15 protein-coding genes are annotated in these 22,799 nt (G+C 64.0%); 2 read left to right on the forward strand and 13 right to left on the reverse strand.

Going from position 1 to position 22,799, the window contains the following annotated elements; translation table 11 throughout:
• Positions 1-34: 34 nt before the first annotated feature.
• The 5 genes from ACPJXG_RS21375 to ACPJXG_RS21395 all read right to left on the reverse strand — a co-directional run bounded on the left by ACPJXG_RS21375 (position 35) and on the right by ACPJXG_RS21395 (position 8,745).
• Positions 35-4,213, reverse strand: a complete 4,179-nt coding sequence (locus tag ACPJXG_RS21375) for a two-component regulator propeller domain-containing protein (protein ID WP_425252270.1) — start codon at positions 4,211-4,213, stop codon at positions 35-37.
• A gap of 105 nt (positions 4,214-4,318) precedes the next feature.
• Positions 4,319-5,488, reverse strand: coding sequence for a patatin-like phospholipase family protein (locus ACPJXG_RS21380; RefSeq protein ID WP_034751717.1), 1,170 nt, complete (start codon positions 5,486-5,488; stop codon positions 4,319-4,321).
• A gap of 51 nt (positions 5,489-5,539) precedes the next feature.
• Complete coding sequence (gene ggt / locus ACPJXG_RS21385; RefSeq protein WP_425252271.1) at positions 5,540-7,315, reverse strand: gamma-glutamyltransferase; 1,776 nt, start codon at positions 7,313-7,315, stop codon at positions 5,540-5,542.
• Between the two features lie 84 nt (positions 7,316-7,399).
• A complete protein-coding gene (locus tag ACPJXG_RS21390; protein WP_425252272.1) occupies positions 7,400-8,158 on the reverse strand; it encodes a 3-hydroxyacyl-CoA dehydrogenase in 759 nt (252 codons plus the stop codon).
• 149 nt (positions 8,159-8,307) lie between these two features.
• Complete coding sequence (locus ACPJXG_RS21395; RefSeq protein WP_425252273.1) at positions 8,308-8,745, reverse strand: hypothetical protein; 438 nt, start codon at positions 8,743-8,745, stop codon at positions 8,308-8,310.
• A 241-nt stretch (positions 8,746-8,986) separates the two neighbouring features.
• Here ACPJXG_RS21395 and ACPJXG_RS21400 point away from each other — a divergent pair, with 241 nt between their 5' ends.
• Positions 8,987-11,056, forward strand: coding sequence for a TonB-dependent receptor domain-containing protein (locus ACPJXG_RS21400; protein ID WP_425252274.1), 2,070 nt, complete (start codon positions 8,987-8,989; stop codon positions 11,054-11,056).
• Positions 11,057-11,158: 102 nt separating this feature from the next.
• On the opposite strand, the gene ACPJXG_RS21405 is transcribed toward ACPJXG_RS21400, so the two are convergent.
• The 7 genes from ACPJXG_RS21405 to ACPJXG_RS21435 form a co-directional block, all read right to left on the reverse strand.
• Positions 11,159-13,282: a sodium-translocating pyrophosphatase gene (locus ACPJXG_RS21405; protein ID WP_035825774.1), complete on the reverse strand. Its 2,124-nt coding sequence runs from the start codon at positions 13,280-13,282 to the stop codon at positions 11,159-11,161.
• A 178-nt stretch (positions 13,283-13,460) separates the two neighbouring features.
• Entirely contained in the window at positions 13,461-14,117 is a 657-nt protein-coding gene (adk, locus tag ACPJXG_RS21410) for an adenylate kinase (RefSeq protein WP_035825772.1), read from the reverse strand.
• Positions 14,118-14,361: 244 nt separating this feature from the next.
• Positions 14,362-15,117 carry a 3-deoxy-manno-octulosonate cytidylyltransferase gene (gene kdsB / locus ACPJXG_RS21415; protein ID WP_035825770.1) on the reverse strand — a complete coding sequence of 252 codons (756 nt, stop codon included), beginning with the start codon at positions 15,115-15,117 and terminating at the stop codon, positions 14,362-14,364.
• A 2-nt stretch (positions 15,118-15,119) separates the two neighbouring features.
• Complete coding sequence (locus ACPJXG_RS21420) at positions 15,120-15,296, reverse strand: Trm112 family protein (protein ID WP_010395789.1); 177 nt, start codon at positions 15,294-15,296, stop codon at positions 15,120-15,122.
• On the reverse strand, positions 15,277-16,332 hold the full coding sequence (gene lpxK, locus ACPJXG_RS21425) for a tetraacyldisaccharide 4'-kinase (RefSeq protein WP_425252275.1): 1,056 nt from the start codon (positions 16,330-16,332) through the stop codon (positions 15,277-15,279). The genes ACPJXG_RS21420 and lpxK overlap by 20 nt, the downstream gene beginning before the upstream one ends.
• Positions 16,333-16,445: 113 nt before the next feature.
• On the reverse strand, positions 16,446-16,886 hold the full coding sequence (locus ACPJXG_RS21430; protein WP_215409757.1) for an ExbD/TolR family protein: 441 nt from the start codon (positions 16,884-16,886) through the stop codon (positions 16,446-16,448).
• Positions 16,883-17,488: a MotA/TolQ/ExbB proton channel family protein gene (locus ACPJXG_RS21435; protein ID WP_425252276.1), complete on the reverse strand. Its 606-nt coding sequence runs from the start codon at positions 17,486-17,488 to the stop codon at positions 16,883-16,885. Before ACPJXG_RS21435 ends, ACPJXG_RS21430 begins: the two co-directional genes overlap by 4 nt.
• 1,326 nt (positions 17,489-18,814) lie before the next feature.
• On the opposite strand from ACPJXG_RS21435, the gene xseA reads away from it, so the two are divergent.
• On the forward strand, positions 18,815-20,176 hold the full coding sequence (xseA, locus tag ACPJXG_RS21440; RefSeq protein ID WP_425252277.1) for an exodeoxyribonuclease VII large subunit: 1,362 nt from the start codon (positions 18,815-18,817) through the stop codon (positions 20,174-20,176).
• Between the two features lie 93 nt (positions 20,177-20,269).
• Here the strand turns inward: xseA and ACPJXG_RS21445 are convergent, their stop codons facing one another.
• On the reverse strand, positions 20,270-22,720 hold the full coding sequence (locus ACPJXG_RS21445; protein WP_035825753.1) for a TonB-dependent receptor: 2,451 nt from the start codon (positions 22,718-22,720) through the stop codon (positions 20,270-20,272).
• Between the last annotated feature and the right edge of the window lie 79 nt (positions 22,721-22,799).

A 22,799-nucleotide genomic window follows, 5' to 3' on the forward strand; every position in this document is an offset into this window, starting at 1 on the left:
TTGGCCGCGCGCTCGATGGCCGGCATTGCCTATTTTACATTTCCTTGCCCAAAACGGCTATTTGCGCCAACAGTGCGCGCAACTGCGGCAAATGCAGGGCCACCTGCGTCCAGCGCCCGCCGTCCGCCGCCTCCTCCATTTCCGTGCACAGCATGTGCAGCTGCGTTTCATCGAGATAGGCGGCGCTGCCCTTCAAACCGTGCAGCAGGCGCCCGGCGTTGTCCTTGTCCTGCGCCGCCAGGGCGGCGTCGAGTTCACGCAAACGTCCCTCCAGGTCGGCGAGGAAAGCGACGCGGATGCGCCGTTGCAGTTCGCCGCTGCGGATGGACTGGGCAGGCGCCGGCACGGGAACCGCCGGCGCGATGCCGAACAGGGCGTCGAGTTCGGCCTGCCCGCGCGCGGCGGCGCGCGGCGCGTCCGACGGCATGCGCGGCAACATGAAACCGCGCTGCAGCTGGCGCTCGATGGCGCGCGCCAGCAAGCCATGCAGCACCGCCTCGTCCACCGGTTTGCTGAGGAAATCGTCCATGCCGACGCCAAGATAACGGTTGCGGTCTTCGTCGCTGGCGTTCGCCGTCAGGGCCACGATCATCAGTTCCTGGTCGCGCACGGGCTGGTCCGGCCAGCCGCCCACGCGGATCAAGCGCGTCGCCGTGGCGCCGTCCATCTCCGGCATGCGCCCGTCCATCAGGATCAGGTCATAGCGCGTATGCACGCAGGCGGCCACCGCCAGCACGCCGTTGGCGACGACGTCGACCCGGTGCCCCAGTTCCTCAAGCATGACGCGGATGATGATCTGGTTGGTGGGGAAGTCTTCCGCGCACAGCACGCGCAACTGGTGGCTGTGCGGCGCCAGCGCCACCTGCGGCACCAGCGGCGGCGCCACGCCATCGGCCAGCGGCAGGGTGAAGGCAAAGGTGCTGCCCTGCCCCGGTGTGCTGGCCACCTCGATCTCGCCCTCCATCAATTCGACCAGCTGGCGGCAGATCGCCAGGCCCAGCCCTGTGCCGCCGTAGCGCCGCGTGGTGCTGGCGTCGGCCTGCTCGAACTTCTGGAACAGGCGCGCCATCGCGTCCGCATCGATACCGATGCCGCTGTCGCTGACCGTAAAGCGGATCAGGTTGACACGCCGTCCGCCGCTGCCGCTGGCCACGCCGGCCCGCTCGACGCAGACGCTGACGCCGCCGCGCTGGGTGAACTTGAAGGCATTGCCGACCAGGTTGACCAGCACCTGGCGCAAACGGGTCGGGTCGCCCACCACGAACGGTGGCAGGTCGGGCGCGAAATCGATGGAGAAACCGATGCTGCGCGCGGCCGCCTGCTCCTCGAACAGGCTGACGACCGTCTCGATGGCCGCGCCGAGCGCGAAGTCGATGTTTTCGATACTCAGCTTGCCCGCCTCGATCTTGGAAAAATCGAGCAAGTCATTGATGATCACCAGCAGCGACTGGGCGTTGGCCTGGCCGCGCAGGATCTGCTCGCGCGTGGCGTCGTGCAGCTGCTCGTCGCGCAGGGCAAAGCCCAGCATGCCGATCACGCCGGCCAGCGGCGTGCGCATCTCGTGGCTCATGTTGGCCAAAAATTCCGACTTCTGGCGCGTCGCATCCTCGGCCTTGCGCTTGGCCTGGCGCAGGCTTTCCTCGTTTTTCGTCAGGCTGCTGTTGACTTGCGCCAGCTTTTCCGACTGGGCCAGCACTTCGATTTCCTTGCTCTGCAACTCGGCCGTGCGCTCGCTGACCTGCTTTTCCAGTTCATTCTGCTGATGCCGCAGCGCGCGCACGCGCTGGCGGTAGGCTCCATAAATGGCGCCCAGCAGCAGCGCGCCCATCAGGGTGCGGAACCACCAGGTTTTCCAGAACGGCGGCAAAATCGTGATGGCCAGGGTGGCGCCGCTCTCGTTCCACACGCCGTCCTTGTTGGCCGCCTTGACGCGAAACACGTAGTTGCCGGCATCGAGGTTGGTGTAAGTGGCAAAGCGCCGGCCCGCATCCGTCATGACCCAGTCTTGGTCGAAGCCTTCGAGCCGGTAGGCGAACATGTTGCGCTGGGGCGCGGCGAAATGCAGGGCCGCGAATTCCAGCGAAAAGACGCTTTCGCGGCTGGTCAGCACCAGCTGGCGCGTATGGTCGATGGCCGTCCTGAGCACGTGCGCGAACTCGCCGCGGCCGATGGCCACCGGCTTGTTGAATATCTGCAGTTCCGTGATGGACACCAGCGGCGGCACGCGGTTGTCGTGGATATCCTGCGGCACGAACGCCGTCATGCCGTTAAAACCGCCGAAGTACATGGTGCCGTCGGACGCGCGCAGGGCCGCGCCATCGAAGTAGGAGCCTTCCACGGTGCCGTCGGCGCTGTCGTAGTTGCGAAACAGGCCGCTGCGCATGTCGAGCCGCGTGATGCCGCTATTCGTGCTCAGCCACAGTTGCTCGTTGTCGTCGCCGAGGATGCTGGCGACGGCATCGTCGGCCATGCCATCCTTGCGCACGAAGCGCCGGAAACGGATCTCGCCCTTGGCGTCGACGTCCATGCGGTTCAGGCCATTGGCCGTGCCCACCCACAGCACGCCGCGCTTGTCTTCGTGCAGGAAATGCACTTCGTCGTGGCTCAGGCTCTGCGGGTTTTGCGGATCGTGGCGGAAATGGCGGAAGTGGCCAGTGGCGCGGTCGAGCAAGTCCAGGCCATGGAAGGAGCCGATCCACAAGCGCCCCTTGCCGTCTTCCAGCACTGGCCGCACCATATTGTCGGACAGGCTGTTCGGGTTGGCCGGGTCATGGCGGTAGGTGGAAAAGCGCTTGGTCGAGGGGTCGAAGCGGTGCACGCCGCCGCGCGTCGAGACCCAAAGCATGCCGCTGCGGTCGCTCACGACATTGCGGATGGTGTCGCTGTTCGGATCGCCGGCGGCAAAGCGCATGGTGAAAAAACGCCCGAGGGCCGGATCGAAGCGGTGCAAGCCCGTCGAGCCGCCCACCCACAGCACGCCGTCCGGCGCCTTGTACAGGGTAGTGACCTGCTCGTCGCGCGACATGCCGGGCGAACTGCGCAGGTCGAACAGGCGCGAGCTGCCGTCGCGCGTGTCGTACAGTTTCAGGCCGCCCTTGGTGGCCAGCCACAGCTTGCCATTGCCCGCGTCGGCCACGGCGCGCACTTTCTTGTCCGCCAGCGCGCCCACGTCGCCGGGCGCGCGCGCCATGCGCGAAAAGCCGCCGCTGCCCAGGTCGACCCGGCTCACGCCGTTGTACCAGGAGCCGACCCAGAAGGTGCCGGCGCGGTCGCGGTACAAGGATGACAGCTGGTTGTCGGCGACGCTGAACTTGTCGCCCATCTGGTGCCGGTACTGCAGGAAGGTGTCGCTCTCGGGCAGCCAGCGGAACAGGCCATCGGCATTGCTGCCCAGCCAGACCGTGGCGTCAATGTCCTGATACAGGCTGGCCACGCGGATGGCGGAAAAGCCCTGTTTTTCATTCAGGCGCAGGCGCGACTGCGGTGCCTGCCCGGCGGCGCCCAGGCGCCAGCGCTCGGCGCCGGCCATGGTGCCGATCCACAGGTTCTGCTGGCGATCGATCAGCAGCGACTGGATGACGTTGTACTTCGAGCCAGGATCCGTGTCGACGGCAAAGTGCTCGAAGCGGTCGCTGCCCGGCGCCAGCATGTCCAGGCCCGTGACCGTGCCGATCCACAGGCGCTGCTGCGCGTCCAGCGCCAGCGCCTTGATTTCATTGTCGCCCAGGCTATGCGGCTTGCCTTCTTCATGGTGCCAGGTGCGGAAGACGCCCGTGGCCGGATCGAAATGCTGCAAGCCGTCCGAGGTGGCGATCCAGAAGCCGCGCGCGCCATCGTCGAGAATGGCGTGGATATGCCGGTTGCCGTTGCCGCGCTTGCTCTTTTCGGCCGGGGCGTAGTGGATGAAGGTCTGGCTGGCGGCGTCGAAGCGGTCCAGGCCATTGTCGGTGCCGACCCACAGCTGGCCCTGGCTATCGACGTGCAGCTCGCCCACCCAGTTGTCGGCCAGGCTGGTCTTGTCGCCTTCGATATTTTTGTAGACGACCATGCGGTAGCCATCGTAGCGGCTCAGGCCAGACTGACTGCCGAACCACATATAGCCCTGCCGGTCCTGGGCGATGGCCAGCACCGATTCCTGCGCCAGGCCCTGGTCGACGCTGAGCTGGTCGAAACGCAGGGTGGGCGCGGGCGCCGCCGCGGCCCAGCCGCTCAACAGTAGACTGAATAACAACACCACATCGCAAACACGTCGAAATACCAGCACAGTCGTCCTGTCAAAAAAAACGCGAAAAACCCGCACGCCGCTCCAAGGGCCGTCTCAGGAACCAAAGAACGCCAGGACATCATCCTTGCGGGCTTGCGTATCGCGCTGTCCAAGACGGATCAGCTCGTTAGTATACGTCGATTCGAACAATAAATACGATGCCAGCGCCGCGCCGCGCGCTTCGGCCGCGCCGATACCGGACAACATGGTGCGGATGGGACGGGGCAAACTGCCGATATGCCGGCTGGCGATGGCGTCGAGGCGCTCGGACGGCGCGATGACGAGCAACTCCACGGGACGCAAGGCCGTCTTGCCCAGCAACTCGGGCGGCAGCATCGACAGAGTCAGGTTGATGCGGTTCAGGCGTTCGATGTCGACGGCCAGGCCATCGAGGAAAATCGACGACAGCGCATGGCCGGCGATCTGCGCCAGGCTCGGGTAGCGCGCCGCTTCGGATGCGGCCGGCGCCGGTTCCGTCATGCGCCCCGCGCCCACCACCAGCACCTTGTTCGCGCCCAGGTGGATGGCCGGCGAGATCGGCGCCAGTTGGCGCATGGAACCGTCGCCGCAGTATTCGCGCTGGCCGCCCACGTACAGGGGCACGGCGGGGAAGATGAAGGGGATGGCGGCCGAGGCGAGCAAGTGCTCCACGCCGATCTGGTCCGGCAGGGCCAGGCGCTGCGTGCGCACCCAGGGCGCGATATCCTCGGCCGTCTGGTAAAACGTCATGTGGCGGCTGCCCGAATACGACGACGCCGTCACGGCCAGCGCATGCAGCAGGCCGTCGGCCAGGGCCGCGTCCAGGCGCGGCAGGTCGAGCATGCGGTGCAGCAGGCTGACCAGCGGGGTATTGTCAAGCAGGGAACTGGGCGGCGACGCATGCCACTGGCGCAGCAGCCAGCCGAACGACAGCAAGGACAGCCAGCGCGCGCCCGAGCGGATCACGCCCAGCGAATCGGCGCGGTAGACTTGCTCGACCTCGATGTGCTGCCACACGTCGAGCAGCTTTTGCACGCCTTCGCCGAAATTGTCGGCGCGGCAGGCCAGCGCCGTGGCGTTGATGGCGCCGGCCGAGGTACCGCAGATGATGTCGAACGGGTTGCGCGCCGGCGCCCAGCCCGCTTCCCACAGTATCGCCGAAATCGCCTGCAGCACGCCCACCTGGTAGGCGGCACGGGCGCCTCCTCCCGTCAGTATCAAGCCTGTTTTATTTTGCATTCCCATGCCGGCAGATTAGCAGGGTCTGGATGCTTTGTGGAAAAGATTCGGGGGTGATTAATCTCCGCGTACCATGCCCTCCCTGCGTGGATCCGCACCCCCAAACCAGAAATCCTTGCCATGCGCATTCAGGCGCATGATGCCCTGCAAGCCCGAGTTCTGCTCGATCACGCGCACCTCGTGGCCCATGGCCTGCAGCGCCTCGACTTGGGCTGCCGGCGCGCGGCCCTTTTCCAGTTCCGTCGGACCGTTGCGGCTGCCGAAGTTCGGCAGGCTGATCGCCTGCTGCACGTTCAGGCCCCAGTCCATGGTGCCGACCAGGACCTTGGCGACATAGTTGATGATGGACGAGCCGCCGGGCGAACCCGTCGCCAGCACCAGTTTGTGCGTGCCTTTCTCGAACACGAGGGTGGGCGACATGGCGCTGCGCGGACGCTTGCCCGCTTCGACGCGGTTGGCGATCGGGCCGTCCGCATCGCGCGAATCGAACGAGAAATCCGTCAGCTGGTTATTGAGCAAAAAGCCGTCGACCATCTGGCGCGAACCGAACGCGTCTTCCACGCTGGTGGTCATCGACAGGCCGCCCCCAAACGCGTCGACGGCCACCAGGTGCGACGTCGACGGGCGCTGCAAGGCGTTGTCCATGCCCCACGCCACCTGCATGCCGGGCGGCGTGCCGGGCAAGGCTTTCACCATGGATTTGTCGCCGATCAGCGCGGCGCGCTGCGCCAGGTAGGTTTTATCGAGCATCGAGGCGACGCCATTGCCCGGCAGCGGCACAAAGTCCGTGTCGGCCACGTAGCGGTTGCGGTCCGCGTAGGCCAGGCGCCCCGCTTCCGAGAACAGGTGAATCGCTTGCGCATCGAGCACGCCGTCGACGGGTGCATACGGGCGGATATCCTTCACTTCCAGCATGCCCAGCATCTGCGCGATGGCGATGCCGCCCGACGATGGCGGCGGCATGCCGCATACGGTCCAGGCCTTGTAATCGCTGCAGACGGGTTCACGCACCTTGGCCCGGTAGCCAGCGATGTCGGTCGCCGTCAGCTTGCCCGGATTGCTCGGATGCGACGCCACCTTGGCGGCGATGTCGCGCGCGATGCGGCCGTTGTAAAAAGCGTCGGCGCCGCCACGGGCGATCTCGCGCAGGGTGCGCGTCAGTTCCGGATTCTTCAGCACGTGGCCGACGGGCCAGGCCTTGCCCTCTTTGTCATAGAAATAGGCGGCAGCGACGGGATCGCGCTTCAGGGCCTGATCCCAGTTCAGCAAGCCGTTGAGGCGCTGGCTGACGGGAAAGCCGCCGTGCGCCAGCTTGATGGCGGGGCCGAACAGGGTGGCCCACGGCAGCTTGCCGTGTTCCTTGTGCGCCAGTTCGAGCATGCGCAGCACGCCGGGCGCGCCCACGGAACGCCCGCCCACCACGCCCGTGGCGCGCGAGACGGGGCTGCCGTCCGCATTCTGGAACAGGTGTTCATCGGCGGCGGCAGGCGCCGTTTCGCGCCCGTCGAACGCCTGCACGCCCTTGGCGGTCGAGTACAGCAAGAAGGCGCCGCCGCCGATGCCCGACGATTGCGGCTCGACCAGGGTCAGCACCAGCTGCGTGGCGATGGCCGCGTCGATGGCGCTGCCGCCCTGTTTCAGCATCTGGTAGCCAGCATCGGCGGCCAGCGGATTGGCGGCGGCGACCATGAATTTCTGCGCCGCCCAACCCGATTTTTCCGCATACGCGGTGGCGATTTCCGGCGCCTTTTGCGGCGCCTCGGCAAATACGGGACTGGCAGCGAGGGCTCCCAGCAAGGTCAGGCTCAGCGCCAGCGGCTTCAATGTGATCATGGATTCTCCGATAAAAAAAGGGCGCACAGCCGAGCAAGGCTGTACGCCCCATACGGGGGTATCCTACATCAAATCACGCCCAACTTACTTTGGCTGCATGCGGATGGCGCCATCTAAACGTATCGTTTCACCATTGAGCATGACGTTTTCCACGATGGCTTTCACCAGTTGCGCGTATTCGCCTGGCTTGCCCAGGCGCGATGGGAACGGCACCATCTTGCCCAGCGCATCCTGCACTTCGGCCGGCATGCCCAGCAACATCGGCGTTTCGAAAATGCCGGGCGCCACCGTCATCACGCGGATGCCGTTGCGCGACAAATCGCGCGCCATCGGCAGGGTCAGTCCCACCACGGCCGCCTTCGACGACGCATACGCGGCCTGGCCGATCTGGCCATCGTAGGCCGCCACGGACGCCGTGTTGATGATGACGCCGCGCTCGCCTTCAGCGGTGGCATCCTGCTTGGCCATGGCGTCGGCCGTCAGGCGGCACATATTGAAAGTGCCGACCAGGTTGATGTTGACGACTTTCTGGAACAGGGCCAGCGGATGCGGGCCATCCTTGCCCACGGTTTTCACGGCCGGCGCCACGCCGGCGCAGTTGACCAGGCCGCGCAAGGTACCGAGCTTGGTCGCCGCCGCCACCACGGCCATGCCGTCTTCTTCCGACGTCACGTCGCACTGCACGAACACGCCGTTCAGTTCCGCGGCCAGCGCCTGGCCCGCCTCCGTCTGCACGTCGGCCAGCACGACCTTGCCGCCAGCCGCCGTCAGCATGCGCGCCGTGGCCGCGCCCAAGCCCGATGCGCCGCCCGTGATGATGAATACATTGTCCTGAATCTGCATGAAATCTCCTGAGTGATGAGGGCCGTGTTCCCGGCGCCTGATGGTTGCATGGTGCCATAGTTACGTTTACGTAAACGTAACGTCGGCGACAATTGTAGCCATTTTTACGCTCACCGAGCGAAAACTTGCAACACCAGCCAATGGCAGGGTTAAAAACACTGGATGAATGCGCCGTTGCGGTGGCAGATGCGCCCATTGGCGTCGAGCGTGGCGTTGCCCGCGCCGTTGTAGCGCGCGCCGGCCGCATCGAGGCAACCGCCCGTGTCGCATGCGCCGATGGGCTGCGGCGCGCGCGGCATCGGCACGGCCGGGCTGGGCGGCAGGGGCGCCATGGGCACGACCGGAGGCGCAGGCTGGGCCGGCATGCGGCCGATCACCTGTGCCACGGAACGGCGCGGCTGCACGGGCGGCGCCGGGCGGCATGGCTCCACGGCCAGCTTGCCGCTGTCGCGCGGGTCGAGCTGGCACACGGGCAAAGGCTCAGGCAAGGATTCAGCAGGCGCCGCCGGCTCTTGCGCCCAGGCATGGCCGCCAGCGAGCACGATGGCGCAGGCCAGCGCCGGTATGGTTTTTATCATCGTCTTCATGCCACCTCCCACGCATCGATCTTACCGCTTTCATTATTGGCACACACGGCGCCAGATACCATGCACATGTTGCAACGGTGTTTTATTTCCTCTCATTACTTTCTTTCTTGCCAGCATGGCATTACAATAAGAACGATTCTTATTCTCATTATCGGAATTCGAGCGCAGTTTATTCTCTTTTCATTCATACCCGAGCCACCCGGAAGGCAGCCAGGAAATAACAACATCCGGAAAGTTCACCATGACCAAGCGTAGTCCCGCTTTCGCAACCTTTGCAGCCCCCGTTCCCACTCCCGTCCGCTCCATGCATTCCGCCGCCCTGCTCCTGCCCTGCCTGCTGTCGCTGGCCGTCAGCAGCGCCTGGGCCGAAGGCAATGTGGCCGCCGATCCCACCATGAACACGGTGGTCGTCACCGCCTCCGGCACGGCCATCGACATCAAGGATGCGCCGGCCAGCATCAGCGTCATCACGCGCGAGGAAATCGAGCGCCAGCCCGTGTATGACCTCAACACCCTGCTGCGCCGCATCCCCGGCGTGACGGGCGGCACCGGCACCGAAGACGAAGCGTCGAAGATCAAGCTGCGCGGCTTGCCCGACAAATACACCTTGATCCTGGTCGATGGCAAGCGCGTGGGCAGCTCGGCCGACACGGCGTACCGTCCGGATTTGGGCCGCCAGGACTTGAACTGGATTTCGCCCGACATGATCGAACGTATCGAAGTGGTGCGCGGCCCCATGTCCTCGCTGTACGGCTCGGACGCCATGGGCGGCGTGATCAACATCATTACGCGCAAGGTGCCTGGCAAGTGGAACGGTTCGGCCACGGCCAACTACACGCAGCCGCAGGACAGCGGCCGCGGCACGGCGCACCAGCTGGGCGTAAACCTGGCCGGTCCCCTGTCGGACACGGTCGGCATGCGCCTGGGCGTGAGCCAGACGCGCCAGAATCCCGATGAAAAATTCTTCGACAAAGCGGGCAGCATGGGCGGCGAGCGCAACCAGACCGTCTCGGGCCAGCTGACCTGGGCGCTGGGCAAGAAACAGAACCTGTCGCTGGACGCCAGCTATGGCAGGCAGGAAGCCAGCACTTCGAGCGCGCGTGATGCGGACGGCGAACCGCTGGTCGACAGCTGGGGTGCCAACAAGCTGATACGCAAGAGCGTCAGCCTCGGCTACGAAGGCCGCTGGGACTTCGGCAAGACCACGGTCAACCTGTATCACAACGACTTCGATAACCAGGACGTCGGCACGGTGGCGAAGTCCAAGGACAGCACGCTCGACGCCAGCCTGGAAAAACGGGTCGGCTGGGGCGGCATCGAACAGATGCTGGTGATGGGCGGCCAGTGGAAGCACCAGGAACTGACGAACACGAATACCATCGGCACCGTGCCCACCGATTACCTGGGCAACACCGTGAGTGGCGCGACCTTGTCCGGCACCACGTCGGCCCTGTTTGCGGAAGATCAGCTGTTCCTGCGCGACAACCTGACGGCCACGGCCGGCCTGCGCCTCGATCACCACAGCAAGTTCGGCAACCACTACAGCCCGCGCCTGTACCTGGTGTACCACCCTGCCCCCGCCTGGACCATCAAGGGCGGAGTCTCGCAAGGCTTCCGCGCCCCGAGCCTGAAGGAAAACTCGCCGGCGGCGGCGACCAATTCGGGCGGACGCGGTTGCGGCAGCCTGAAACCGCTGGGCTACGTCACCGGTTCCTGCTACATGGCCGGCAATGCGGACTTGAAGCCGGAAACGAGCACGGCCGGCGAAATCGGCGTGGCGTGGGAACAGAATGGCTGGGACGTGGGCCTGACCTACTTCCACACGGATTTCAAGAACAAGATCGACTATGCGCCGCTGGGCTTTTACCAGCAGCGCTGGTGGACCAAGATGACGAATATCCAGAAGGCGCGCACCAGCGGCCTGGAAGCGACGGCCACCATCCCGCTGACGAAAAACCTGAACTGGCGTAACAACGTCACCTACATGGCGGAAGCGAAAAACCTGACGACGGGCGCCAACCTGCTCTCCACGCCAAAACTGTCGTGGTACTCGGCGCTGGGCTGGCAAGTCAACGACCAGCTGTTCAGCGAAGTATCGGCCCAGTACACGGGCAAGGAACTCGATGCGGGCAAGCTGGCCGACAAGGCCTACACCATCGTCGACACCGTCGTGTCGTACAAGGTCACGCCGCAGTGGACCGTGCGTGGCGGCGTGCAAAACCTGTTCAAGAAGGGCCCGATGGCCGATGGACTGGTCGACTATTATGTGCCGGGACGGCGCATGTTCGTCGGCCTGACGTCGCGCTTCTAAGCAGCCATCCCGGCGCCAGCAGCAAGCACGGCCGAGAGTTGCGCGCTACAAACGCCAACAGCCCTACGGCGCGGGCCACGGGGCTGTTGGGAATGACGCGGATTATTGCGCCGGCAAGCTTTGCACCGGTGTCGCCGGCGCCAGGATGGGCGGCACGGGCGCGTGGATCGGTGCCGGCGCCTTGACCGCCAGCCAGCCCGTGGCTGGCAGCAGCGGCACCAGCAGCAGGGCCACGATATTGATGATCTTGATCAAGGGGTTGACTGCCGGGCCGGCCGTGTCCTTGTACGGGTCGCCCACCGTGTCGCCCGTGACGGCGGCCTTGTGCGCGTCCGAACCCTTGCCGCCGAAGTGGCCATCCTCGATGTATTTCTTCGCATTGTCCCAGGCGCCGCCGCCCGTGGTCATGGAAATGGCCACGAACAGGCCCGTGACGATGGTCCCCATCAAGAGGCCACCCAGCGCCGCAGGCCCCAGCAGCATGCCCACGACGATGGGCACCACCACGGGCAGCAGGGACGGCACGATCATTTCGCGGATGGCCGACGCCGTCAGCATGTCGACGGCCTTGTCGTATTCGGGTCGCGCCGTGCCTTCCATGATGCCCTTGATATCGCGGAACTGCCGGCGCACCTCGACCACCACGGCGCCGGCCGCGCGGCCCACGGCTTCCATCGCCATGGCGCCGAACAGATACGGTATCAGCCCGCCGATGAACAGGCCGACGATGACCATGGGATTCGACAGATCAAACGTGATGTGCTGGCCCACGGATTCGAGCGCATGCGTGTAGTCGGCAAACAGCACCAGCGCGGCCAGGCCGGCCGAGCCGATGGCATAGCCCTTGGTGACGGCCTTGGTGGTATTGCCGACGGCGTCCAGAGGGTCGGTAATGGCGCGCACGGAGTCGGGCAAGCCCGACATTTCCGCGATGCCGCCCGCGTTATCCGTGATGGGGCCATACGCGTCGAGCGCGACGATGATGCCCGCCATCGACAGCATGGCCGTGGCCGCGATGGCGATGCCATACAGGCCCGCCAGCTGGTACGAGACGAGGATGGCGACGCAGACGGCCAGCACCGGATACGCCGTGGACTTCATCGACACGCCCAGGCCGGCGATGATGTTGGTGCCGTGGCCCGTCGTCGACGCTTCGGCGATGTGGCGCACGGGCTTGAAGTCGGTGCCCGTGTAGTACTCGGTGATGTACACCATCAGCCCCGTGAGGACGATGCCGACGACGGTGGCGCCCAGCATCTTGTAGCGCATGGCGTCGTCGGGCCACAGCAGCCACGTCACCACCGCGAAGCCAACCAGGGACAGGCCGGCCGCCCACCACAGGCCCGTGTACAGGGCCGACATGATTTTCGCACCCGGCTTGGTCTTGACCATCGAGCAGCCGACGATGGAAGCGAGGATGGAGACGGCGCCCAGCAGCAGCGGGTAGATGATGGCCGTGCCGCTGGCCTCGGCCATCAGCAAGGCCCCCAGCAGCATGGTGGCGATCAGGGTCACGACATAGGTTTCGAACAGGTCGGCCGCCATGCCGGCGCAGTCGCCCACGTTGTCGCCCACGTTGTCGGCGATGACGGCAGGGTTGCGCGGATCGTCCTCGGGAATGCCCGCCTCCACCTTGCCGACCAGGTCCGCGCCCACGTCGGCGCCCTTGGTGAAGATGCCGCCGCCGAGCCGCGCGAAGATGGAAATGAGCGAGGCGCCGAAGGCCAGGCCGATCAGGGGCTTGATCAGGTCATGCTGGGTCAGGCCGGGCGCGCCCGTCGTCACCAGCAGCCAATAGAACAGGGTCACGCCCAAGAGGCCCAGGCCCACGACCAGCATGCCCGTGATCGCCCCGCCCTTGAAGGCCACGTTCAAGGCCTGGTTGATGCCCAAGGTGGCCGCCTGCGCCGTGCGCACATTGGCCCGCACCGAGACATTCATGCCGATGAAGCCGCAGGCGCCCGACAGCACGGCGCCAATCAAAAAGCCCAGCGCCGTGTGCAGGCCAAGCAGCGCATAGATGGCGATCAGCAGCACCACGCCGACGATGGCGATGGTGCGGTACTGGCGCGCCAGGTAGGCGGCCGCGCCCTGCTGGATGGCCAGCGCGATTTCCTGCATGCGCGCGTTGCCGGGATCCTGCCGCAGGATCCAGCTGCGCGACACCAAACCGTAAATGACTGCGACCACGCCGCAGGCTACCGCAAACCACAAACTGGCTGCCATATCGTCCCCTTCTGTTTTTATCCGACGTCATTGCCAACAGCTGCAGACCGCACCGGGTAGGCACGCGCAGCCAGGAAAACACGACCTGCAAAAAACCTGAACCACGAAAACGATACGGCGCCCGCCTGAAGCGCGGGCACAAAAAAAGCGGACACTCAGGTCCGCTTTTCAATACTGCTTATTCCGCCAGGGCGGCAAATGCGCTGTCGCGGATTTGCTCGACCGGACCGACGCCGGCGATGCGGCGGTATTTCGGTGCGCCTGGCAGGCCGGATTTGGCCCAGTCATTGTAGTAGCCGAGCAAGACCTTGGTCTGGTTGTGGTACACGTCCAGGCGCTTCTTGACCGTTTCCGCCTTGTCGTCGTCGCGCTGGATCAGCGGTTCGCCGGTGATGTCGTCGACGCCGTCGACCTTGGGCGGATTGAATTTGACGTGGTAGACGCGGCCCGAACCCGGGTGGCTGCGGCGGCCGTCCATGCGCTCGATGATCGAAGCGTCAGGCACGTCGATTTCCAGCACGTAGTCGACATTGATGCCGGCGTCTTTCATGGCGTCCGCTTGCGCGATCGTGCGCGGGAAGCCGTCGAACAGGTAGCCATTGGCGCAATCGGCATCCTGCAGGCGATTCTTGACCAGGCCGATCATGATGTCGTCCGACACGAGGCCGCCCGCATCCATGACTTTTTTCGCGGCCAGACCCAGTTCCGTGCCTTCCTTGATCGCCGCGCGCAGCATGTCGCCCGTGGAGATTTGTGGAATGTTGTATTTTTCTTTGATGAAATTAGCTTGGGTGCCCTTGCCGGCACCGGGTGCTCCTAAAAGTATCAGACGCATTGAAAAGTTCCTAAAAAACAGATTTTGGATGGTGGTATGTGTAATTATTTTTAGATGGTGTTGCCAAGGCTATCTTTCCGTACGAAACTTACCACAAAAAATCCCTGGAACGCCAGTTTGCTATCGAATTGCTATGCCCTGATTGATCAAAGCCAGCAATTCGCGCGGCAGACGTTTCAAAATGTGGTTTTTACTGCAGGCGCACAAAACTTTATTTGCACGCCTGCCGTTTTACGGGTAGCGCTTACAGGGCGCCGTAGTGTGCTTGCACCCGGGCAAGATCTTCCGGCGTGTCGACGCCGGCGGCCGGCGCCGAGTCCGTGACATGCACGGCGATGGCAACACCGTGCCACAGAACGCGCAGCTGCTCCAGCGCCTCGATGGCTTCCAGCGGCGAGGCGGACAATTGCGGATACTCTTGCAAGAACGCATTGCTGTACGCATACAGGCCGATATGGCGCAGCGGCACATAGCCTGCGGGCAAGCTGTCTTTCGACTGCGCGAAGCCGTCGCGGTGCCACGGGATGGTGGCGCGCGAGAAATACAAGGCGCGGCCGTGCTTGTCCAGCACGACCTTCACCACGTTCGGATTGAATGCGTCAAGCACATCGTGCAGCGGATGGGCGCACGTGGCCATGGGAACGGCGGCGCTGATCTGCGCGGCGCAGGCGGCCAGCAGGGACGGATCGATCAGCGGTTCGTCGCCCTGCAGGTTGACGACGACGGCATCGAGCGGCAAATCGAGCGTGCGCGCCACTTCGGCGATGCGGTCCGTGCCCGACGGATGGTCGCCGCGCGTCATGCACACTTCCACGCCATGCGCGGCGCAGGCGGCGCGAATGGATTCATGGTCGGTGGCGACGATGACGCGCGCGGCGCCCGACAGGGCTGCCTGCTCGGCCACGCGCACCACCATGGGCTTGCCGCCCAGGTCAGCCAGCGGCTTGCCCGGCAGGCGCGTCGAGGCCAGGCGGGCCGGGATGATGACGATGAACGCCATCGTTATTCCACTGCGTCTTGCAGGGTGCGCGCTTCGTCCGCCCACATGATGGGGATGCCATCGCGGATAGGATAGGCGAGGCGGTCGGCGCGGCAAATCAGTTCCTGCGCCTTCTTATCGTGTTCAAGCGGACCCTTGCAAACAGGGCAGACCAGGATATCAAGCAGTCGAGCGTCCACGACATTTCTCCACAATTTGTTGGGCCAGCGCGCTATCGATGCGCGCACTGACGGGGACGACCCACAGTCTCGGGTCATCTTTGAGATGTTCAATTTGCGCACATTTTACTGCATCCTTCTCGGTGATCAAGATCACATCCGTGTCGAGCGCCGCAAATGGCTGGTCGAGGAAGTCGTGATGATCGGGCAAGGGCAGTTCCATGAAGTCCAGCCCGGCCCCGCGCAGCATGGCAAAGAAGCGCTGCGGGTTGCCGATGCCGGCCGCCGCCACGATGCGCTGGCCGCTGGCCGCCAGGGTCGCCAAAGGCATGCTTTCGCCGCGCTTGACCAGGCGTTCGGCCACGCCGCCATCGAGCCGCATCTGCACCACCAGGGAACCAGCTGGCGCCACCTGCGCCACGAGTGCCGGCGCCAGCTCGGGCGCATTGATCACCGTCACGTCGCGCCGGCGGCGCGGCGATTCGCGCAAAGGTCCCGCCGGCAACAGCCAGCCATTGCCGGCGCCGCGGCCGTCGAACAGCACGATTTCCACATCGCGCCGCAAGGCGTAATGCTGCAAGCCGTCGTCGGTGACCAGCACGTCGACGTCGGGATGGGCGGCCAGCAGCGCCCTGCCCGCTTGCGCGCGGTCGCGCCCCACCATCACGGGACAGCCGCCGCGCTGGAAGATCAGCAGCGGCTCGTCGCCCACCTGTTGCGGCGTGGAAGCTGCGCTGACGGCGCGCGGCGAACGGTCGGCGCTGCCATGGCCGCGCGAAATGACGCCCGGGCGCATGCCCGCGTCGCGCAAGGCTTGCACCAGCCAGATCGTCAGCGGCGTCTTGCCCGTGCCGCCGATAAAAATGTTGCCGACGACGACGACGGGCACGGGCAGGCGCGCTGATTTGATAATGTTTGCCCGGTACAGGCCGCGCCTGACACTACTCAGGGCGCCGAACAGCAGCGACACGGGCCACAGCGCGCACGCCAGCGGGCCGCGCGTCAGCCAGGCGCGGGTCAATGTGGATTCAAGCTTGGCGGGGGAGGATGTGGGCATGAAGGAAGACGTAAAAATGGTGTAGGTCGGATTAGCTGCGCCGCCAGGCGCAGCGTAATCCGACATGCTTGGCTGCGGCTTGTGTCGGCTTACGCCGTTCCGGCTAAGCCGACCTACTTGCCACCCGCCTGCGCCGCAAACGTCAGCTTTTCATAGCCGGCCAGGCGGGCCGCTTCCATCACGTGGATGACCATCTGGTGCATGGCGAACTGGTCGGCGTTGACCACCACGACGGGCGTCTGCGCGGGCGCCTTGCCGCCGTTGGCCGCTTTCGCCGCGTCCTGCAAGGCATCGGCCAGGCCGGCCACGTCGCGGAACGACACCGGTTCGCGGTTGACCGTGTAGTTACCCTTGGCATCGATGGTGACGTCGATCTGCTGCGGCTTGTCCTTGGCCTGCTCGGCGTCGGCCGTCGGCAAGGTGATCTGCAGCTCCGTAAACTTGCTGTAGGTGGTGCTGACCATCAAAAAGATCAGGATCACCAGCAGCACGTCGATGAACGGAATCAGGTTGATTTCGGGGTCTTCACGCCCCTTGCCTTTGCGGAAGTTCATTTGCGGCCACTGTGGACGATGTCGACGAACTTGACCGCTTGCTGCTCCATGTCAATGACGAAGCTGTCGACGAGGGCGCGGAAGTGGCGGTAGAAGATCAGGGCCGGCATGGCAATGGCCAGGCCGAAGCCCGTGTTATACAAAGCCACCGAGATACCGTGCGCCAATTGTGCGGGATTCGAGCCGCTGGCGTTTTGCGAACCGAAGATTTCAATCATGCCCACCACCGTGCCAAACAGGCCCATCAGCGGCGCCAGGGTGGCAATCGTGCCCAGGGTGGTCAGGAAACGTTCCAGTGTGTGGGCCACGCCGCTGCCCGCCTCTTCGATCGATTCCTTCATCACCTCGCGCGGCGCGTCGACGTTGCGCAGGGCGGCGGCCAGCACCACGCCCAGCGGCGAATTGTCTTCCAGCTTGGCCACCGTGTCCGGCGTGATCTTGCCGCTACGATACACCTGCACCACTTCATCAAACAGCTTGCGGGGCAGGATCTTGGCGCGTCGCAAATACAGCAGGCGCTCGATGATCAAGGCCAGGGCGACGATGGAAGCGATCAACAACAGCCAGATGGGCCAGCCAGCGGCTTGAAATATAGCGAGCAAAAGGAACTCCTGGTAAAGGGAAGGCGGTGAATCGCCCGAACAGCCTGTATTGTACCGAGCGCCGAAGTGCGATGGTGCGCGCGCGGGAATGGCGCAATGTAGCGCGTTGCCGCGCCGGCGGCAAGTGGCGCCCGCATGGCACTTGTCCACACGGCGCGTCGGGCGCACGCTGCCGCTGCACAGTTTTGCACACTTTGTGTGGATAAGATTGTGAGCAAGCATGAAGTCCAGCATGCAAGTCATTGATTTACATGAGAATTACTGCACTGCGCAAAATACAGGCATAGCAGCTCATCGCCATTAGTCAATGTCACAAAATCAAGAATTCAAGAGTTCTGCACATTTACTGTGGACAAGATTGTGCGCAAAGCCGAGGAATTCAATCAAGTCATTGATTTTAAAGGAGATTAAATCAATGCGTAAAAAAGTGGCAGCCGGCGCGCAATCGGCGGTAAACAGGCGGTCAAAGTTCTGCACACAATCTGTGGACAAGATTGTGTGCAAGCGCAAGGATACGCGCCAAGTACATTGATTTATATCGTTTTTATTGCCATGCATAAAAATGTGGCAGAGGTCGGAAAGCGGGGTTTTCCACGTCCGATTGCACTTCCAAACGGCAGTTTTCCACCGCCAGCGCAGTTCCACACATAAAGTGTGGATAAGATTGTGAGCAAGCCGATTGACTCCATGCAAGTGCCTTGATTTTAAAGGGATTTTTTTCCATGCTGAAAAATGAGGCAGCAATTCGGCGTGTTCACGCGGTGGAAAACCCGGACAAGCCACGAAACGGTTTATGCAGTTTTGCACACATTCTGTGGATAAGATTGTGAGCAAGGCGCACGGCCTTACGCTACATCCTTGATTTATATGGCTATTTTTATGCTGCGCAAAATTCAGGCAAGCGATGCCATGGGCCTTCCCGTGGATATATCCGGCGCCGTGCCAGAGTTCTGCACATTTTTTGTGGATAAGATTGTGCGCAAGGCCATGCATGGCATACTAAGCGCTTGATTCCTATACACTTTATTTCCGTGCGCAAAAATGTAGCAAGGCACTTTTATCGGTCAATGTTGCCTTGCCGGGCCATGTTTGTTCCAGGCAAAAAGTTCCGCACACTTTCTGTGGATAACTTTGTGCGTAAGTGGCAGGGGCTGAACTGATGTGCTTGATATTAAAGGTTTTTTTCCCCGTGCACGCAAATCAGGCATCCGGGAATTCATCATGAAATCAAATACTTAGAAATAGAACTTGTTGTTTTGCACGATATATGACATAAGCATGACCTCGCCGATAATATGTGGACAGTTCCCTCCCCCATAGCACCAGATGATGACCGATACCCCAACTGACAGCGGCTTTGCCGCCCCGCCCGTGCTGACCGTCAGCGCCCTGAACCAGGCCGTCGCGCGCCTGCTCGAGCGCTCGTTTCCCCTGACCTGGATCGCCGGCGAGATTTCCAACTTCACGCGCGCCGCTTCCGGCCACTGGTATTTCACCTTGAAGGACGATGGCGCCCAGGTGCGCGCCGTGATGTTCCGCGGCCGCGCCCAGTTTGCCGGCTTCACGCCGCGCGAAGGCGACAAGGTGGAAGTGCGCGCCCTCGTCACCTTGTACGGCGCGCGCGGCGATTACCAGATCAACGTGGAAGCCATCCGCCGCGCCGGCGTGGGCGCCCTGTATGAAGCGTTCCAGCGCCTGAAGGAAAAGCTGGCCGCGCAAGGCCTGTTCGACCAGGAACGCAAGCGCGCCATCCCCATGTTCGCGCGCAGCATCGGCATCGTCACCAGCCCGCAGGCGGCGGCCCTGCGCGACGTGTTGATCGCGCTCAAGCGCCGCGCGCCGCACGTCAACATCATCCTGTACCCCACGCCCGTGCAGGGCCAGCAGGCGCCGGAAAAAATCGCGCACGCCATCCGCACGGCATCGACAAGGACCGAGTGCGACGTGCTGCTCGTGTGCCGTGGCGGCGGCAGTATCGAAGACTTATGGTCGTTCAACGATGAAGCCGTGGCCCATGCGATCGCCGATTGCTCCATGCCCGTGATCAGCGGCGTGGGCCACGAGACGGATTTCACCATCGCCGACTTCGCGGCCGACCTGCGCGCGGCCACGCCGACGGCGGCGGCCGAACTGGCGGCCACGCCGCGCGCCGACTGGATGGCTTCCCTGCGCGCCGATGCGGCCGACCTGCGCCGCGCCATGCGCCGCAGCCTCGACGATGCGGCGCAGACGCTGGACCGCCACAGCCGCCGCCTGCTCAACCCGAAGGCGCAGCTGCAGCAACAGCGCTTGCAGCTGCTGGCCCTGTCCACGGCCATGACGCATGCGGCGCGCGCGCCCATCAACCAGTCGCAGTACGCGCTGGAGCGCCTGCGCTCGCGCTGGGCCAACCTGCGGCCCGACGTCACGGCGCCGCGCGCGCGCCTGGCGGACATGCAGCGGCGCAGCGGCGCGGCCATGGCGCAGCAACTGGGCCAGCGGCGCCACCACCTCGACGGCCTGGCGGCGCAGCTGGAGCTGCTCAATCCGCAGCGCACGCTGGAACGCGGCTATGCCATCCTGCGTGATGAAAAGGGAAATATCGTGCGCTCGCCGGCGCAGCTGCAAGCGCGCCAGAACGTCAATGTGCGCCTGGCCGAAGGCAGCGCGCAGATCGGCATCGCCAGCGTGCAGGCGAGTCTGGAATAAGCGCTGGAATAAAAAAGGCCGGGGAAGAACCCCGGCCCAACACCTTCCCTACTGAGTGGACTGCTACTGCAACTGCCCTTTCACACGGCCTGATTAAAACTTCATCGACACGCGCGCGCCAAAGGTGCGCGGCGCGTTGTAGAAGGCGCCGTAGATCTGCTGCGTGGGCTGGCATGGCATGCCGACGTCCGTGCAGATTTCATTGACGTCCAGCTTGACCGCCTTGTCGGTGGCGTTCTGCACGAACGCTTCGACCGTGTACGCCTTGTTGGCCGGCTGGAAGCGCAGGCTCAGGTCCAGGGTCGTGTAGGCTTCCTGGCGCTTGACGCCGGCGTGGCCCGGCACGTCGCCGTTGAAGGCGCCCGCACCCACATACGACATGGTTTCATAGTGCACCGAGGCGCGCGGCGTGAGCTGGCCGCCGGCGACACTGAAATCATGCTCGTACTGGACGGTCGTGGAAAACTTCGGCGCATGCTTCATGGTGCTGCCGCCCACGTTCACCAGTGGCGCCGTCGAACCGCAGGACTGGCCATTCGCGCGCGCCGCATCGACGTCGCACGACATGAAGTCGTCATACACGGCTTTGAGCCAGGTGGCGTTGCCCGTCAGGCGGTCGACCTTCGTTGGCCGCCAGACCCATTCCGCTTCCAGGCCCTTGACGGTGGCGCCGGCCGCGTTGAAGTTGGCCAGCACGCTGTTGACCACCTGCGACTCGAGCTTGTCCTTGTACTTCATCAGGAAGGCGTCGAGGTTCAGGGTCAATTCGCGGTTCAGCAAGTCCGACTTGAAGCCGATTTCATAGCTGGTCAGCTTTTCCGGCTTGGTGGTGGCGCCGCCATCGCCGATGGCCGGCGAATGGAAGCCCGTCGTCACGGAACCGAACAGCAAAATGTCCGGGCGCAGCTTGTACTCGATGCGGCCCAGCCAGGTGGCCTGGCCATATTTCAGGTCGGCCGTGTTGTCGCCCGGCGTATTGCCGCAGGTGGCGGCCGTGATGGCGCCGCCAGGGCCGATATTGTGCGTGTTGGCCAGGCCCGTGCCCGGCTTGACCAGTTGCGCCAGCTGATCGGGATTGAGCACTGTGGTGCCCAGCGGCGCGTTCGCGGGCCAGTTCGGGCAAGCCCAGTTCTTGCCGCCGACGTCGAATTTATGGTCTTTCGTGTAGCGCGCGCCGGCCGTCAGCTTGATCTGGTCCGTCACTTGCTGGCTGACCTGGCCGAACACGGCCTTCGATTTGAGCTGGCGGTCGCCCTGAATGAAGGACATCGACGACGCATACTGGCCCACGGTCGGCTGCACGAAGATCACGGCGCCGTTGGCGATATCCTGCTGCACGGCCGCCTGCGAAATCTGGCTGCGGTCGATATCGAAGCGCACCTTGTTCTTTTCATTGAACAGGAACACGCCGGCCACCCACTGGAACGGCGCATCGTCGTCCGAGCGCGCCTGCAGCTCGTGCGAATAGCTGTCGAACTGCGCCCAGTCGGTGCGGTTTTCCGACTTGAAGCCGGGGAACAGGCCGGCATCGGAATCGTTGCTGTTCTGGCGCTTGTAGCGGCTCCAGCTGCCCAGGTACGTGAAGTCCAGCGCGTCCGTCGGCTTGTAATTGAGCTTGCCCTTGTAGGTCAGAATCGACTGGTCCAGGGTGCCCGGCGTGTCGATCAGGGCCGAGCGCAGCTTCTCGCCCCGTTTCGGTTCGGCCGCCAGGTAGACGTTGCCGGCACCCTGGTCGAGGAAGTAGTCGGCGATGAAGGTGCCGCGCAGTTGTGGCGTGAACTTCCACAGCAGCGAGGCGCGCACGCCCATCTGGTCGCCGGCGCCATACTTGGCCGTGCCCGGCATGACGTTCGAGCCGCGGCGGAAGTCCACCGTGCCGTCATGGCTATCCTTGATGGCGGCGATGCGCAGCGCCACGTCGTCGGAAAACGGGATATTGAGCATGCCCTGCGTCTGCAGATGGCGCTTGTCGCCCACCGTGATGCCGGCCGAACCCATGAACTTGGCCGTGCTTGGCGCGGCCGACACGAGGTTGACGGCGCCGGCCGTCGAATTGCGGCCGTTCAGCGTGCCCTGCGGTCCGCGCGCCACCTCGACGTGCGACAGGTCATACATCAGCGCCGTGGCGCCCTGGGGACGCGGCGAATACACGCCGTCGACATAAAAGGCGACGGCCGGGTCGCCCAGCTCCGTGTGGTTGGCCGAACCGACGCCGCGCATGTAGACGTGCACGCCGCCCGAGTCGCCATGCTGTTCGACGACAAGGCTCGGCACCATGGTGGCCAGCGATGCCAGATCCTTGACCTGGTTGTTTTGCAGCGTGTCCTGGTTGAAGGCGGTGACGGCCAGCGGCGTCTCCTGCACGAAGGTATTGCGGCGCGTGGCCGTGACGACGATGCGGTCCATCTGTTCGGCAGCCGGTTTTGCCGCGTCGGTGGCTGCAGCCTCCTGGGCCATGGCGGCGCCGCTGCCCAGCAAGATGAACTGGGCGAATGTCGCATGCGCGAGGCTGAGGGCGATGGTGTTGCGTTTGAGCTGTTGCATTGTTGTTGTCTCCTGTACCGCTGGTTGATTGATGATCACATAGCTCTTTGGCTATTGCTGCACATTTTTTGGGTGTCAA

The sequence above is a fragment of the Janthinobacterium sp. NFX145 genome (assembly GCF_049810325.1).
Taxonomy (GTDB): Bacteria; Pseudomonadota; Gammaproteobacteria; order Burkholderiales; family Burkholderiaceae_D; genus Janthinobacterium; species Janthinobacterium rivuli.